Raw genomic sequence first — 16,428 nt, 5'->3', positions numbered from 1 at the left:
GCGCGGCGACGGCGCAATTGCGCGGAAAACGTGAAAGCGTGCACGAAGCTCGCAGGGTTCTGCGAGCGCGCCCGAGCCCGCAAAACTACAGCGGCAGTTTGGGCGCTTGGCCGGGGGCGCCGCTCGGCATCAGCGCGTCGAGCCTGCGGTTGAGATCGCCGATGCTGCGCTCAAGTCGCGCGTCGCGCTCGGTCTGCGCTTGCCGCAGAGCGTTCAGCTCATGGGTGAGGTTCAAGGCCATCAGCACCGCCAGACGATCGACGGTGGCGCTGGGATGGCTGCGTCGCAACTCTCGCAGCTGACGGTCGACCTGCTCGGCGGAGGCCACGAGGCCGGCGCGCTCTTCCGGCTTGCAGGCCACCAGGAACTCGCGGTCGAGCACGCGCAGGTTGACGGGATCACTCATCGGGCGATGGCCTAGGCGCTCTGTTCCAGGGACTTCAGGCGCTGGATCATCGCCTCCACCCGCGTCCGCGCCTGCTCGTTCTTCGACAGCAGACTGGCGCGCTCACCCAACAGCTGCTGCTGCGCCTGACGCAGGCTCACGTTCTCGCCGGACAGCTGCTGCACCAGCGCGGCCAGGCGCTCGACGCGCTCGACCAGGGCCGCGAGCTGTTCGACGGGATCGGGGGTGCTCATGACGGCCGACGATAGGCGCCCGCGGGCTCAGCGGTCAATAGACAGGCGCAGGCCGGCGGTGGCCAGCAGCAGGGCCGGATCGTGGTGGTCGAGGAAGTTCACGCAGTCGCTTTCCTCCAGCGGGCGCGCCAGCCAGTAGCCCTGGATCTCGTCGCAGCCCTGCTCGTGCAGGTACTGCAGCTGCTCCACCGTCTCCACGCCCTCGGCGACCACGTTCAGGCCCAGCGAGTGCGCCATGGTGATGATCGTGGCGGTGATCGCTTCGTCGTCGGGGTCGGTGGTGAGGTCGCCAACGAACTCCTTGTCGATCTTGAGCGTGTCGATCGGCAGACGCTTGAGATAGACCAGCGAGGAGTAGCCGGTGCCGAAGTCGTCGATGGCCAGCAGCACGCCCAGCTTCTTCAATTCGTGCAGCACCGCGGTGGTCTGCTCGGCGTTGGCCATGACCATGCTTTCGGTGACTTCCAGCTCGATCGAGGCCGGCGGCATCGGATACTCGCGCAGCAGCTCGCGGATCAGCTCGACGACGTTGCCGCGCAGCAGCTGCAGCACCGAGACATTGATCGACATCGCCAGACCCGCGCGGCCGTCGGCATGCCAGCCGGAGAGCACGCTGAAGGCTTCGCGCAGCACCCACTCACCGATCGGCAGGATCAGGCCGGTCTCCTCGGCGACCGGGATGAACTCGCCCGGGCTCATCGGGCCCAGCTCCTCGCTGCGCCAGCGCAGCAGGGCCTCGAAGCCAGCCACGCGACCCGAGGCCAGGTCGAGCCGCGGCTGGAACACCAGGTAGAACTCGCGGCGGTCCAGCGCGCGCCGCAGCGCCGCCACCAGCGAAGCGCGGCGACGCGCCTCGGCGTCCATGGCCTCGTTGTAGAAGCTGTAGGTGTTGCGGCCGCGATCCTTGGCCGCGTACATCGCGGTGTCGGCGAACTTGAGCAGGTCGGTCGGCACCAGCGCGTGGTCGGGGTAGAGGCTGATGCCGATCGAGGGCGTGATGATCATTTCGCTGCGGCCCTCGACCTCGAGCGGCGCGATGAAGGCGCGGATGACCCGCTGCGCCACGTCTTCGGCAGCGGCCCGGTCTTCGACGTCTTCAAGGATCACGGTGAATTCGTCGCCGCCGAGACGGGCCACCGTGTCCTGCGGACGCACGGTGGCCAGCAGGCGCGCCGCCGCCGATTTCAGGATGCGGTCGCCGGCAGCGTGCCCCATGGAGTCGTTGATGTCCTTGAAGCGATCAAGATCGAGGAACAGCACTGCCACCCGCGTGCCCTGACGACGCGCCCGGACCACCGCGCGTGCCAAGCGCTCCGACAGCAGGCTGCGGTTGGGCAGACCCGTGAGGGTGTCGTAGTTGGCGAGATAGCGCAGCTCCTGCTCGGCGCGCTTGCGGTCGGTGATGTCGCTGACCACCCAGACGTAGTGGCTGCGCTCGCCGTGGGCGTCGGTGACCGCGTTCACCTGGACGGCAGCGAGGTACTCCTCGCCGTCGCGCCGGCGCTGCCACATCTCGCCGCTCCACTGGCCCGCGGTCGAGACGGTCTCGTTGACCTGACGGTAGAAGGCAGGGTCATGCTGGCTGCTGTGCAGCAGATCCACCGACTGGCCGATGACCTCGTCGGCGCCATAGCCGGTGATCCGGCAGAACGCCGGGTTGACGCTGACAAAGCGCAGCAGAAGATCGCAGACCGCCACCGCTTCGCCCATGCTTCGCAGCACTTCGGAGGCGATGCGGCGCTCGTATTCGGCAGCACGGCTCTCGGTGATGTCGCGGGCGGTGCCGGCCATGCGCACCGGCGTACCGGCGGCGTCACGCTCGACCACCTTGCCGCGCGATCGCACCCACACCCAATCACCGTCGCCGCGCCGCACGCGGTGCTCGGATTCGAAAAACTCGGTGCGGCCGGCGATATGCGCCTGCATGATCTGCTGTAGCCGGCGGATGTCCTCCGGATGCACCGCGCGCGAGCGGAAATCCTCGGTATCGAGCTCGCTGTCAGCGCCCGGCCCGAGCAGCTGCTCGGCGCCGACGCGGTAGAGACGGTTGCTGCGGATGTCCCAGTCCCAGAACTCGTCACCCGAACCCCAGAGCGATAGCTTGAGGCGCTCTTCGCGTTGGCTGAGTTCGCTCAGCAGCTGGCGCTGGCTCGCGCGCTCGCGGCGTTGGCGGCGCAGCCACAGCACGAGCAGAACTAGGGCCAGCGCGGCATAGGCGATGCGAGCCGGCAGGCTGTCCCAGAGCGGCGGCACCACCTCGATCTGCAGCACCGCTTCTTCGCGGCTGATCCGACCGTCGCGATTGCTGCCCTGCACGCGGAGGGTGTAGCTGCCGGCGGCGAGATTGGTGTACGTGGCCGAGTTGCGCGTGCCGGCGTCGGTCCAGTCCTCGTCGAAGCCCTCCAGCCGATAGCGGAAGCGATTGCGCTCGGGGAAGCCGAAGTCCAGGGCGGCGAACTCGATCCGCAGCACCTGTTCGGCCTGCGCGAAGCGCAATGCGGCCGGCATGTCGAGACCCGCGACCGGCTGCAGACGCCGGCCGACGCCGATCGAGGTCAGGCGCACCGGCGGTTCGTAGCGGCTGGGCGAAGCGCGCCGCGGGTCCAGCAGGTTCACGCCACGCACGCCACCAAACGCCAGCCGCCCGTCGCGCAGCGCCAGCGCCGAGGCGCCGTTGAACTCAAGGTCCTGCAGACCGTCCTGCAGCTCGTAGCGGAGCACCTCGCCGGAGTCGGGATCCAGCCGCGCCAGACCGCTGTTGCCGCTCAACCAGACCTTGCCCTTCGCATCCATCAGCGCCGCGTACACCGTCGGCGTCGCCAAGCCATGCGCGGTGCCGTAGCGCGTCACCTGCAGGCCGCCCTCGGCGCGCTGGCGCAGGCGGTTCAAGCCGCTGTGCGTAGACACCCAGAGCTGGCCTTCGGGATCCTGGAACAGATGCCGGACCAGGTTGCCGCTCAAGGTCTCGGGATCGGCCGGGTCGTGCAGCAGGCGCTGCACGCGCTCGCTGTCGGGATCGATGCGGTTCAGACCCTCCAGGGTTCCCGCCCACACGGTGCCCTCGCGGTCCTCCAGCACGAAGGTGACGAGCGGATGGCTCAGCGTCGAAAGATCCTCCGGGTCATGGCGATACCAGCGGTGTTCGCCGCTGGCGGTATCCCAGACCAGAAGGCCATCGCTGAACGTGGTGATCCACAGCCGGCCATCGCGCGCGCGCAGCAGATGACGGAGATCGCTCACCGGCTGGTCTTCGCCGGGCGCCAGCGGCAGCTCGCGAAGACGGGCGCGGCGCTGCGCGGGGTCGTACTCGAACAGCCCCTGATCGCTGGACACCCACAGCCGCCCGTCGCCGGCGTCGGCGATGCCGAATACGCGGATCGGCGGATCCTCGCCGCCGCGCGGCAAGGCCGCACGCAGCGGCGCGTAGTGGCTTTCGAAGGCCATCTGCGGCCCCACCAGCCGGACCAGGCCGCGGCCCTCGGTGCCGAGCCAAAGCTGGCCCTCGACGTCCTCATGGACGGTGCGGATGTTGTTCACCAGCACCGGATCCAGTTCGCTGCGGGTCTCGCTGATCCGCGAGAACAGCGCGCCCTCGGGGCGGGCGGTGGCGACGCCGCGCGCCTCGCCACCGACCCAGAGCAAGCCCGAGCGCGAGATCATCAGGCGCGCCAGGCGGTCCTCGTGCAGGCTCTGCTCCTGATCGGGGTCGTGGCGCAGGCGCAAGCTGGCGCCGGTCGTCGGGTCCAGACGCACCAGGCCACTGTTGTGCAGGGCCAGCCACAGCTGCTGCTGCGGATCGAGCGCGATGGCGCGCACCGGCTGACCGCGCCCCTCCTTTGGCCACACCCGCTGCGGCTCGCGCTCTCCGCGGCGCCAGCGGTACAGACCATCGTCAGCGCCGATCCACGCCTGGTCGTCCTGCAGGGCCAGCGCGTGCAGGCGCTGCCTCGGCCCCAGCCGGCGCGGCAGGGTGGCGCCGGGCGCGAACAGAAACAGCCCCTCGTGAGTGGCGACCAGCACGCTGCCGTCGGACTGCAGGGCCAGCCCGGCCAAGCGCAAGCTGCCTTCGATGTCGCCCTCGAAGCTCAGGCGACGCTCGCGCAGGCCGGTCTCTGGATGGAACAGTTCGACGCCCTGGCCGGTGCTGACCCAGAGGCCCACGCCGGGCTGGTGGAGCAAGCCGGTGACGCGATCGCGGTGCCCCTTGCCGCCTTCCGAGCGCGCCAGCAGGTGCCGCTCGACCCTGCCGCTGGCAAGGTCGATGGAGGCGAGGAAGCGCGTGTTGGTGCCGACCCAGAGCCGCCCGGCGTCGTCTTCGGCGAGCGCGGTGATGAAGCTCTCCGGCAGGCTGGTCGGATCGTCCGGATCGTGCAGGAACAGGCGCAGGCCGTAGCCGTCGTAGCGGTGCAGGCCGCCCTCGGTGCCGATCCAGACGAAACCTCGGCTGTCATGCAGCAAGGCGTTGATCGTGTTCTGCGCCAGTCCGCTGCGGCTGTCGATGACGCGGAAGTGGTAGTCCTGGCGCGCGCCCTGCGCAAGCACGGGCAGCAGCAGGCATAACAGGGCAAGCAGCAGGGCGACTGCACCGCCTGACTCCCGCTTCGCGCTGTGTTCGCCCGGCGCCATGCCTGTCCTGTGCTTGCTTGCCGCACCCTTCGTCCCGCCCGGCGCGACGCCCCGGCCGCGGCGGCGACCGGACCCGAGCGCCGGAGTGTAGGCAGTGCCCGCACGCCCAACAAGCAAACGTGACGGCTCGCGCACTCCGCGACACGCTCTCCACTCTTGCATGCAGGGCCAATGCCAGCCGATGCGCGGCCGCCGCGAGGGCTCGCGTTACACTGCGCAGCCGTCAGCACTGGTGCTTCGTCCTGTGTCCGAGCCGTCCCTGCCCTCCCTTCCTGAAGTCGAGCGCGCGCTGTCAGAGGCCGCCATCGGGATCGACGCCGCCGAGCTGCACGGGTCGATCTGCGGTCTGCTCTCGGCCGGTGGCCGCTTGGCCGGCGCGGATTGGCTGGACGCTCTCGCCGTGGAGGGTCCGCGGCAAGCGCCCGGCGGCACGCTGGACCGTCTTCGCGCGAGCACCCTCGCGCAGCTGGCCGACAGCGAATACGGCTTCGAGCTGCTGCTGCCCGACGAGGATTCCGCACTTGGCGACCGCGTCGAAGCGCTGGGCGCCTGGTGCCGCGGTTTCCTGGGCGGCTTCGGCCTCGGCACAGCCTCGGCCTCGCGGCTGTCGGACGAAGCCCGCGAAGCGCTCGAAGACCTCGCCCGCATCGCCCAGGCCGAGCTCAGCTTCGAGGACGACGAGGACGACGCCAGCGCGCTGGAAGAGATCATCGAATTCGTCCGCGTCGCCGTGCTGCTGCTGCACAGCGAGAACGGCGCCGACTCCGCCCAGTCCACCCTGCACTGAGCCAGCACGGATTCGCCATGCCTCCCCTGCGCGCCCCGGCACCGATACGCACCGCCGAGTTCGTCCGCCGTCGCCGCCAGCTGATGCGGCTGGCCGGCGATGACGCCATCCTGATCCTACCGGCCGCCGCCGAGCGCATCCGCAATCGCGACAGCACCTATCCGTACCGCCAGGACAGCGACTTCTGGTACCTGAGCGGCTTCAATGAGCCGGAGGCGGTACTGGTGCTGATCCCGGGCCGCAGCCACGGCGAGGCCCTGCTGTTCTGCCGCGAGCGCGACGCCGACCGCGAGGCCTGGGACGGCCCGCGCGCGGGCCCCGAAGGCGCGGTCGAGAACTACGGCTTCGACGATGCCTATCCGATCGGCGACATCGACGACATCCTGCCCGGCCTGATCGAGGGCCGCTCGCGGGTGTTCTACCACTTCGGCCGCGAGGTCGAGTTCGATCTCAAGCTGATCGGCTGGGTCAACCGCGTGCGCGCGCAGATCCGCCACGGCGCGGAGTCGCCGCACGAGTTCATGGAGTTGGGACACCTGCTGCACGAGCAGCGCCTGTTCAAGAGCGCGGCCGAGCTGAAGCTGATGCGGCACAGCGCAGCGATCGCCGCCGAAGCGCACGTGCGCGCCATCCAGGCAACGCGGCCGGGGCTGCACGAGTATTCGATCGAGGCCGAACTGCTGCACGGGTTCCGCCGCCACGGCGCGGTGCCCAGCTACGAGCCCATCGTCGGCGGTGGCGCCAACGCCTGTGTGCTGCACTACCGCGCCAACAGTGCCGCGCTCAAACCCGGCGAGCTGCTGCTGATCGACGCCGGCGCAGAGTACGAGGGCTACGCCTCGGACATCACCCGCACCTTCCCGATCTCGGACACCTACAGCCGCGAGCAGCGTGCGCTGTACGAGATCGTGCTGGCCGCGCAAGCGGCCGCGATCGCCGCGGTGAAGCCGGGCAAGCGCTGGATCGATCCGCATGAGGCTGCCGTCGAGGTGCTGACCGAGGGCCTGCTTTCGCTGGGCCTGCTGCGCGGCACCGTGAAGCAGTGCATCGCCGACGAAAGCTACCGGCGCTTCTACATGCACAAGACCGGCCACTGGCTGGGCCTCGACGTGCACGACGTCGGCGACTACCGCATCGGCGGCGAGTACCGCCTGCTTGAACCCGGCATGGTGCTGACCATCGAGCCGGGGCTGTACATCGCGCCGGGTTCGAAAGGCGTGGCGGCAAAGTGGCAGGGCATCGGCATCCGCATCGAGGACGACGTGCTGGTCAGCGCAGACGGCCACGAGCTGCTGACCGGCGGCGTGCCCAAGGAGATCGACGCGATCGAAGCGCTCAAGGCCCGCGCGGCCTGAGCGCGGCGAGGTGTCCGGTCGCTGGCGGCGGCCTGGCTCCAGCGCGGATCCGGCGTGCTGAGGTCTTGAAGCAAAGCGTCGGGGCGAGTGTCGAGTTCCGGTGGGTCAAGACCCACCTCGCGCGGTTCTGGTGGGTCAAGACCCACCCTATGCGGGCCGTAGAGCCGCTGCCGTTGTGTGGCGATGAGGGCTTCTGCGCTTTGGTGGGTCAAGACCCACCCTATGCGACGCGCGGCGCGGTTCAGGCCACCGCGAGGGGTTCGGCCTCTCGACGCGGGGCGCGGCTGGGAAACGCGTGGCGCAGGATGCGCCACAGCACCTGGGCGAACTGCCGCGGCATCGAGCCGGTGTTGTAGTGCTGACCGTAGCGGGCACACAGCGCGCGCACTTCGACCGCGATCTGCGCATAGCGGTTGGCCGGCAGCTCAGGGAACAGGTGGTGCTCGATCTGATGGCTCAGGTTGCCGGTCATGAGATCCATCAGACGGCCGCCGCGCAGGTTGGAGCTGCCGTGCAGCTGGCGCAGGTACCACTGGCCGCGCGATTCGTCGCGCAGCACGTCCTTGGGAAAGGTGATGGCATCGGCGGTGAAGTGGCCGCAGAAGATCACCACCCAGGTCCAGACATTGCGGATCAGGTTGGCCGCGATCGAACCCAGCAACACGGGCAGGAAAAAGGGCCCGGCCAGCAGCGGCAGCACCAGGTAGTCGCGCACGATCTGCCGACGCATCTTCTTCGCCGCCGGCTTCCAGGCCGCGCGCAGCTCGGCCTTGCTCATGCGGCCCTTGAAGTAGCGGCCGAGGTGCAGGTTCTGCACCGCGATGCCCCACTCGAACAGCAGAGCGAACACCACCGCGATCACGGGCTGGAACAGATAGAAGGGCTTCCAGCGCTGCTCGGGAAACAGGCGCAGCAGACCGTAGCCCAGGTCCTCGTCCATGCCTCGCACATTGGTGTAAGTGTGATGGCGATAGTTGTGGGTGTCGCGCCAGTTGTCCGAGGTGCCGGCGATGTCCCACTCGTAGCGGCGGCCGTCCAGCACCGGATCGCGCAGCCAGTCGTACTGGCCGTGCATCACGTTGTGGGCGAGTTCCATGTTCTCGAGGATCTTCGACAGCGCCAGCAGCAGCACGCCGAGGCCACACAGCGGCCACAGCAGGGCCGGCAGCCAGAGGCCACTGACGATCGCGGCGATCACCAGCAGGGCGCGACCCGCGAAGCCGGTGTAGCGCACGGCCGCGTACACGCGTCGGATATGGCGCGCATCGGCTTCGCCCAGCTGGGCGCGCATGCGCTCGCGCAGGGCGTCGAGCTCGGCGGCGAAGGCTTCGGTCTGCGCGGCGTCGAGCGCGCGGCTGTGCGGTGAGTACTGCATTACAGGTCCAGGACAAGGCCAGCGGCGGCGGCATGCACGCATAGGCGGATGGGGGTGGAGGGTTCGTCGCGCAGCGCGCCGTTCTGCAGGTCGCGCGAGGCGCCTGCCACGCGATCACAGCTGCAGGTGTTGCAGATGCCGCGGCGGCAGCCGAAGGCGGGCGTCTGCCCGGCTTCTTCCAGCGCCTGCAGCAGCGGGCGGTCGGTGGGCAGGTCGAGTGCCAGCCCGCTGCGTTTCAGCTCCACGCGCACCGGGCCTGCCCCCGCGTCACCTGCGGAGGGCGCGGTGAAGCCCTCGGCCTGGAAGCCGCGCGCGGACGCGCAGAGTTCGCGAGCGCTGGCGATGAAACCGTCCGGGCCGCAGGCCAGTACGTCGCAGCGGGAAAGATCCGGCGCGAGCGTCTGCAGCTGCCCGGCGCTGATGCGCGCGACCGGCGCTGCGGGATCGCGGGTCAGGAGGAATTCGACGCGCAGGTTCGAATGCTGCTGCGCGAGCTGCAGCAGCTCCTCGCGGAAGCACAGCTCCTCGCGGGTCTGCGCCCAGTACAGCAGGGTGATCGCGCGCGCCTCGCCCTTCGCCAGCGCATCGAGCAGCAGCGCGCGCAGCGGGGTGATGCCGCTGCCGGCGGCGAGCAGCAGCGCGGGCGCCGGGACGATGGAATCCTGCGAGCGTGAGCCCCTCTCCCCTGGTGGGAGAGGGGGTGGGGAGAGGGGGAACGGACGCGCCTCGCGGATCGGCGCCAGCGCCCCTCGGCACGACAGCACGAGCCCGCCGTAAGGCGCGGACAGCTCCAGCACATCGCCGATCCGCGTCGCGCGCGCCAGCACCGGGCTGACCCGGCCGCCTTCGACGTCGGCGACGGTGATCTCGATGCAGCCGTCCGCGCGCGGCGGCGCCGACAGGCTGTAGCTGCGGCGGTGGCGCACGCCCTGGAGTTCGACGATCACGTCCAGATGCTGGCCGGCGATAGCGCCTGGCCAGCGGCGGTTGGGCTTCAGCACCAGCGTGGTGGCGCGCGAAGACGCCGCGCGGCGCTCGATAACGCGGGCGAGGATGCGCTCGGCTGACCAGGTGCGATTGAAGTGCCGCGCCCAGAAGTCGAAGACCGCGGGCTGCAGCCAGCGGCGGGGGTTCAGGCGCGACCGCCGGTTCTGACCGGCGATGTCGCGATCGTTGCGCGCCGCGAGTGGTGCTGCGATGGCGCTTGCTTGACCGAGGCCGGCGTCGAGCGACGGTGGGTCGAGACCCACCCTATCGAAGGCGCCTGTGTCGAGCGGGCGGGCGGTGGGTGATGGGATGGGCATGCGCCGCACTATACGCATATATGCACGCATGTGCAGATATCTGTGCGGAAACACTGCCGGCTAAGATGGCGCCCCGCCCCCAGCCGGAGTGCGCCTTGCCTCCTTCCGCGTCACGCCCGGCCGACCACACGCCGGGGCGCAAGCCCAGCATCGCCCGCGAGGATCTGATCGCCGCCGCGCTGCGCCTGATCGGCCCACATCGCAGCGTGTCGACGCTGAGCCTGCGCGAGGTCGCGCGCGAGGCCGATATCGCGCCCAACAGCTTCTACCGCCATTTCCGCGACATCGACGAACTCGCAGTGGCGCTGATCGAACTCAGCGGCGAAGCCCTGCGGCGCATCGTCGGCAATGCGCGCAAACGCGCCGGCGATGCCAGCGGCATCGTGCGCAGCTCGATCGAGGTCTTCATCGAGCAGGTGCGCGCCGACGACCGCCTGCTGCACGTGCTGCTGCGCGAAGGCACGGCCGGCACCGATGCCTTCAAGGCCGCGGTCGACCGTGAGCTCGGCTTCTTCGAGGACGAGCTGCATTCGGACCTGGTGCGCATCAACGCAGCCCAGGGCAAACGCCTGCAGCAGCCGCGCACGGTGGCGCGCGCCATCACCCGGCTGGTGTTCGCGATGGGCGCCACGGCGATCGATGCCCCGCCCGATCGCGACCCCGAGCTGATCGAGGAACTGAGCCTGATGGTGCGGATGATCCTGGCCGGCGCGCGCGCGCTGGCCGAGCGAGAAGCTGGCGACTGACCCCGGGCGGGCCGACCGCCAGCGTGCGCTGCGGGGACATTGCCCGAGCGCGAGGCCCGGGCATCGAACTGGTATTCAAAGTGGCCTTGTGTTCACCGCGCGTGCATCGCGGCGGCGACGAAGGCATGCAGGGCGTTTCCGTACGCCGAAGTACGCATTTTCCGCAGTGCAGCAGAGGCCCAAGGCAAGTGGCCTTCGGTTACCATGCGGCGGTTTCGTCCGCGTCCGCGCGGCGAGGTCGGGCGGCGCCGCAGAGCACGCCAGACCACCGGAATACCAATCGCACACCACCGCGCACAGCCGCAGCCTTCGGAGGGCCGCCATGAACGTTCTGCAGGATCTGATCGACACCGACCTCGACCCCACCGAGACCCAGGAATGGGTCGAAGCGCTGTCGGCGGTGATCGCGGCCGATGGCGGCGAGCGCGCGCACTACCTGCTCGAACGCATGGTCGAGCAGACCCGCCGCGCCGGCGCCCACCTGCCCTTCAACCCGACCACCGAGTACGTCAACACCATCCCGGCGCCTCTGGAGCCGAAAAGCCCCGGCGACGCCGCGATGGAGTGGCGGATCCGTTCGATCGTGCGCTGGAACGCGCTGGCCACGGTGGTGCGCGCCAACCGCAAGCCCGGCGAACTGGGCGGACACATTGCCAGCTTCGCCTCGGCCGCCACCCTCTACGACGTCGGCTTCAACCATTTCTGGCGGGCGCCGAGTGCGGATCACCCCGGTGATCTGATCGGCGTGCAGGGCCACTCCTCGCCGGGCGTGTATGCCCGCGCCTTTCTGGAGGGCCGAATCAGCGAGAGCCAGCTCGACCACTTCCGCATGGAGGTCGACGGCAAGGGCATCAGCTCCTACCCGCACCCTTGGCTGATGCCCGACTTCTGGCAGCTGCCGACCGTGTCGATGGGGCTCGGCCCGATCAGCGCGATCTACCAGGCGCGCTTCTGGAAGTACCTCGAAGGCCGCGGCCTGATGCCGAAGACCGACCGCAAGGTGTGGTGCTTCCTCGGCGACGGCGAGTGCGATGAGCCCGAGAGCCTCGGCGCGATCGCGCTGGCCGGCCGCGAGGGCCTCGACAATCTGATCTTCGTCATCAACTGCAATCTGCAGCGCCTCGACGGCCCGGTGCGCGGCAACGGCAAGATCATCCAGGAGCTGGAAGGCGTGTTCCGCGGCGCCAGCTGGAACGTGATCAAGCTGGTCTGGGGCAGCTACTGGGATCCGCTGCTGGCCCGCGACACCACCGGCAAACTGCGCCAGCTGATGATGGAAACGGTCGACGGCGAGTACCAGAACTGCAAGGCCTTCGGCGGCAAGTACACGCGCGACAACTTCTTCGGCAAGTACCCGGAAACCGCGGCTCTCGTTGCCAACCTGAGCGACGAGGACATCTGGCGCCTGAATCGCGGCGGCCATGACCCGCACAAGGTCTATGCCGCCTACGACGCCGCGATGAAGACCCAGGGCATGCCCACGGTCATCCTGGCCAAGACGGTCAAGGGCTACGGCATGGGCAAGGCCGGCGAGTCGCTCAACCCGACCCATCAGACCAAGAAGCTCGACGACGAGGCGGTGCGCGCCTTCCGCGATCGTTTCAAGATCCCGGTGCCCGACGACAAGCTCGCCGAGGTGCCCTTCTACCACCCCGGCCCCGACTCGCCGGAAGTGCAGTACCTGAAGGCGCGTCGCGCCGCGCTGGGCGGCCCGCTGCCGCAGCGCCGGCAAAAGGCCAGCGAATCGCTGAAGGTTCCGGAGCTGAACGCCTTCGACCGCCTGCTGAAGGCCAGCGGCGACCGCGAGATCAGCACCACCATGGCCTTCGTGCAGGCCTTCAACATCATCCTGCGCGACAAGCAGGTCGGCCCGCGCTGCGTGCCGATCGTCGCCGACGAGGCGCGCACCTTCGGCATGGAGGGTCTGTTCCGGCAAATCGGCATCTATGCGCCGCACGGCCAGAAGTACAAGCCGGTCGACGCCGACCAGCTGATGTACTACCGCGAAGACGCCGCCGGTCAGGTGCTGGAGGAAGGCATCACCGAGGCCGGTGCGTTCTCCAGCTGGATGGCCGCGGCCACCAGCTACAGCACCAACAACCTGCAGATGCTGCCGTTCTACATCTACTACTCGATGTTCGGCTTCCAGCGCATCGGCGACTCCGCCTGGCAGGCCGCCGACATGCGCTCGCGCGGCTTCCTGCTTGGCGCCACCGCCGGCCGCACCACGCTGAACGGCGAAGGCCTGCAGCACGAAGACGGCCACAGCCATCTGCTGGCGGGTGCCATCCCGAACTGCCGCCCGTATGACCCGACCTTCGGCTTCGAGGTCGCGGTGATCCTGCAGCACGGCATGCGCCGGATGATCGAGGAGCAGGTCGACGAGTACTACTACCTGACCCTGATGAACGAGAACTACGCCCACCCGGAAATGCCGGCCGGCGCCGAGGACGGGATCATCCGCGGCATGTATCTGCTGCGGGAATCGGGCAACGGCAACGGCGAGTCGGGGAAGAGCAAGAGCAAGAGCAAGAAGCCGCACGTGCAGCTGCTGGGCTCGGGCACGATCCTGCGCGAAGTGATGGCGGCCGCTGAGCTGCTGGAGAAGGAGTTCGGCGTCAGCGCCGACATCTGGAGCTGCCCGAGCTTCACCGAGCTGCGTCGCGACGGCTTCGACGCCGAGCGCCACAACCGCCTGAATCCGGAGAAGCCGCAGCGCAAGGCCTACGTGACTGAACTGCTCGAAGGCCGCGCGGGTCCGGCGATCGCCGCCACCGACTACGTGCGCGGCTTCGCCGACCAGATCCGCGCCTTCGTGCCGATGCGCTACACCGTGCTCGGCACCGACGGCTTCGGCCGCTCGGACACCCGCGCCAACCTGCGCCGCTTCTTCGAGGTCGACCGCTTCCACATCGCGCACGCGGCGATCTGCGCGCTGGCCGACGAGGGCGTGATGAACGCCAAAGACGTGGCGCGGGCGATCAAGGAGTTCGGCATCCAGGCCGACAAGCCGAACCCCAGCCACGTCTGATCGACTGAGCGATCCTGATGTTCATGACGAAGGGCGCCGCAAGGCGCCCTTCTCATTCCACGTTCTCGAATCCATCCGCGAAGATCGCCGACCCCTGCCCGGTCAAGGACTCCATGCGCAGCTCGGCGGTGCTGCCGACCGTGAGCGCGTGGTTGTGCGAACGCACGGCGCCACCGGCCTGCAGTCGCGTCACGGTCTCCACGCCGAGCGTCGCTGCGGCCGTATGCCGCAGCCGCAGCGTCAGCGCCGCCGGCGCGCCGCTGCTGTTGGCCCAGAGCAGGCGCGGGCTAGCGTCGTCGGGGCTGTCGACGCCAAGGCCGCCGACTTCCAGCGAGCCGCTGCGCACACGCAGCGGCACGCGCACGAAGTCGCTGATGCCCGGCAGGCTCAGCGCGCCGCTGTCGATGCTCGCCCCCGGCGCGACGCCTTCGAAGCGCAGGTCCGGGGGTAGCGTCGGCAGGAGGTCCAGAGCAGGAACGCTGTCGAGCGTCAGCACCCAGCGGTTCGAGAACTGCCCGCTGATCGCGGTGACACCGCTGCCGAAGCTCAGCACGCGCCCGCTGTCCGGCAGGTAGGCCACGGCCGACAAGCTGTGGTCGCGCGCGCTCGAGGGGAAGCGCCCGATGAAGCTGCCGCTGAAGCCAAGGCCCTGCGGGTACACCGCCAGCAGGGCGCCGGTGACGCTGGCGTCGGTGTAGCTGCCCACGGCGACGGCGCCGGCATTCGGCAGCAGCTGCACGTCGCGAACGGTGTGGAAATCATCGAGCTCCGCGGAGGCCGAGGCCATCAGCTGGCCGCTCGCATTGAACTGCCAGAGGTAAGGCGCATTGCTGTTGCCTGCCGTGCTGAAGCCACCGACCAGGATCACGCCCTCGGGCGAGACATCGGCGGCGCTGCCCTCGGTGCGAAAGCCTAGATTGCTGCCGCGCTGATGCGCGTACAGACGTGGCTGGCCGCTGTTGAATTCGGGATCGCGACTGCCATCCGGCTGCAGCCGCATCAGCAGGATCTCGCTGCGGCTGCGGGTGGAGTTGCTGGCCGTGCCGACCAGCTGGATGCGGCCGTCGGCGAGCAGGTTGATGGACCGGAAGTCCGGATCTGACAGCAGGGTCTGCAGCTGATTGGGACTCAGCATGCCCATCTGGTTGAAGTAGCCGCTGTCGCCGAAGCTGGCGTCCAGGCTGCCGTTGGGGAGCAGGCGAAGGGCCACGGCCTGGCGCTGGCCGCTGCTGCCCGGCACCGGCCAGCTGCCTGCCATCAGGATGCGGCCATCGGCCTGCAGCGCCAGCGTATTCACCTCGTCGTAGCCCAGGCTCGGGTCGAACGTGAACTGGCTGAACCCAGCGCTGGGCACGCCGCTGGCATTGAGCTTGACGATCCGGGTGTAGCCGTCACCGGGCGAGTTAGGGTTGGCGAGGGTATAGGCCAGCAGCAGGCCGCCGTCGGGCAAGGCCAGCAGGCTGCGCGGCGACAGGCGGATGTCCGCCGAATGCTCCAGGCTGAAGTCGAAGGACGTATCGAGAGTGCCGTTGGCGCGGTAGCGGCGCAGCAGCAGCCGCACCGGCGTCGCCGCCCCTCTGGGGTAGCCGGTGCCCGCGACGGTGAAGCTGCCATCGGCGTGCACCGCCAGCGCGCTGCCGAGCGCATTGTTGGCCTCGCCCATCGGGCTCAGGTACTGCACGCCCTGGGCGTCGAACTGGGCCTCGGCAGGTGCCGCGGCCAGGCTGGCAAGGACGAGGGTCAACAGCAGGCGACACGGGGAGGGCGCTGAGATCAAGCGGTGCATGGCGGGCTCATGAGGGCGTCAGTCGAGGCGATACGGGGCGCCACCCCGCTTCCGGACACAGCCCCGTGCTGCTCGCCTCCTGCGACGCCCCACTCGCCGCTCGGGCGGATGGCTTGCCGGCAGTCCCCAGCGGGATCCGCTGCGGTTCGCCACCTGCGACTCCGGCGCTTGCGACGCCTGGCACCGGCAACGTCTGGCACCGGCGACATCACGCCCCTGCGACATCCGGTCGCATCGACCATTCACGCGGGCGGCGCTAGTCTCGCGCGCCCGTCCCCTGGAAGCTGATCATGCTGCTTCGTGCTCTTGCTTGTTCCCTGCTGCTCGCGGGCCTGCTGCCCGCAGCGGCTGCTGTTGCTGCCGATGCGTCCACCCTGCACGTGAGCGGCGCCTGGGTGCGGCCGATGCCGCCGGGCGCGCGCGTCGGCGGCGGCTATGTCGAGATCCACAACGCGGGCGAGACGACGCGCCGCCTGCTCGGCGCGGAGAGCCCGCGGGCGTCGAGCATGGAAATCCACACCATGACCGAGGTCGATGGCGTGATGCGCATGCGCCGTCTACCGGACGGCATCGAGATTCCTGCCGGCGCGAAGATCAGCCTGAAGCCCGGCGCCGAGCATCTGATGTTCTTCAACCCCGATCCCGCCTTCGCGGAAGGCGAGACGATTCCGGTCACCCTGCGCTTCGACGGCGACGCGTCGATCCAGGTCGAGTTCGCAGTGGCAGACCGCAGCGGCAAGCCGGCCGACCCGCACGCGCACCACTGACCGCAGGTGAGG

Annotated in this window: 11 protein-coding genes; 5 read left to right on the top strand and 6 right to left on the bottom strand. The window is 69.3% G+C overall.

From position 1 onward, the window contains the following. Positions 1–85 precede the first annotated feature (85 nt). From H4O13_16660 to H4O13_16650, 3 genes are read right to left on the bottom strand one after another with little or no spacing between them, the layout of a single operon-like run. Entirely contained in the window at positions 86–406 is a 321-nt protein-coding gene (locus tag H4O13_16660) for a cell division protein ZapA (protein ID MBE5317028.1), read from the bottom strand. An 11-nt stretch (positions 407–417) separates the two neighbouring features. Continuing rightward, the gene (locus H4O13_16655) at positions 418–639 is read right to left on the bottom strand and encodes a TIGR02449 family protein (protein ID MBE5317027.1); all 222 of its coding nucleotides are present in this window, start codon (positions 637–639) and stop codon (positions 418–420) included. A 27-nt stretch (positions 640–666) separates the two neighbouring features. Continuing rightward, complete coding sequence (locus H4O13_16650) at positions 667–5,265, bottom strand: EAL domain-containing protein (protein MBE5317026.1); 4,599 nt, start codon at positions 5,263–5,265, stop codon at positions 667–669. 181 nt (positions 5,266–5,446) lie between these two features. On the opposite strand from H4O13_16650, the gene H4O13_16645 reads away from it, so the two are divergent. Together H4O13_16645 and H4O13_16640 are read left to right on the top strand one after the other, a co-directional pair. Next, positions 5,447–6,052 (top strand): UPF0149 family protein, encoded by a 606-nt coding sequence (locus H4O13_16645; protein MBE5317025.1) that lies wholly within the window; start codon positions 5,447–5,449, stop codon positions 6,050–6,052. 17 nt (positions 6,053–6,069) lie between these two features. Beyond that, on the top strand, positions 6,070–7,407 hold the full coding sequence (locus H4O13_16640) for an aminopeptidase P N-terminal domain-containing protein (protein MBE5317024.1): 1,338 nt from the start codon (positions 6,070–6,072) through the stop codon (positions 7,405–7,407). 241 nt (positions 7,408–7,648) lie between these two features. Here the strand turns inward: H4O13_16640 and H4O13_16635 are convergent, their stop codons facing one another. Both H4O13_16635 and H4O13_16630 read right to left on the bottom strand, forming a co-directional pair. Next, positions 7,649–8,782, bottom strand: a complete 1,134-nt coding sequence (locus H4O13_16635; GenBank protein MBE5317023.1) for an acyl-CoA desaturase — start codon at positions 8,780–8,782, stop codon at positions 7,649–7,651. Continuing rightward, positions 8,782–10,086: an iron-sulfur cluster-binding domain-containing protein gene (locus H4O13_16630; GenBank protein ID MBE5317022.1), complete on the bottom strand. Its 1,305-nt coding sequence runs from the start codon at positions 10,084–10,086 to the stop codon at positions 8,782–8,784. The genes H4O13_16635 and H4O13_16630 overlap by 1 nt, the downstream gene beginning before the upstream one ends. Positions 10,087–10,151: 65 nt before the next feature. Between H4O13_16630 and fabR the strand changes: the two genes are divergently transcribed. Together fabR and aceE are read left to right on the top strand one after the other, a co-directional pair. Continuing rightward, complete coding sequence (gene fabR, locus H4O13_16625; GenBank protein ID MBE5317021.1) at positions 10,152–10,832, top strand: HTH-type transcriptional repressor FabR; 681 nt, start codon at positions 10,152–10,154, stop codon at positions 10,830–10,832. Between the two features lie 322 nt (positions 10,833–11,154). Further along, a complete protein-coding gene (gene aceE, locus H4O13_16620; protein ID MBE5317020.1) occupies positions 11,155–13,863 on the top strand; it encodes a pyruvate dehydrogenase (acetyl-transferring), homodimeric type in 2,709 nt (902 codons plus the stop codon). Between the two features lie 52 nt (positions 13,864–13,915). Here the strand turns inward: aceE and H4O13_16615 are convergent, their stop codons facing one another. Continuing rightward, positions 13,916–15,649, bottom strand: coding sequence for a hypothetical protein (locus H4O13_16615; GenBank protein ID MBE5317019.1), 1,734 nt, complete (start codon positions 15,647–15,649; stop codon positions 13,916–13,918). 290 nt (positions 15,650–15,939) lie between these two features. Between H4O13_16615 and H4O13_16610 the strand changes: the two genes are divergently transcribed. After that, positions 15,940–16,416: a copper chaperone PCu(A)C gene (locus H4O13_16610; protein MBE5317018.1), complete on the top strand. Its 477-nt coding sequence runs from the start codon at positions 15,940–15,942 to the stop codon at positions 16,414–16,416. Positions 16,417–16,428 lie beyond the last annotated feature (12 nt).

It is taken from the genome of Lysobacterales bacterium (assembly GCA_014946745.1).
GTDB lineage: Bacteria > Pseudomonadota > Gammaproteobacteria > Xanthomonadales > Xanthomonadaceae > Aquimonas.
Note: the sequence above shows the minus strand (reverse complement) of the source record. Positions and strands in the feature narration are given on the sequence as shown.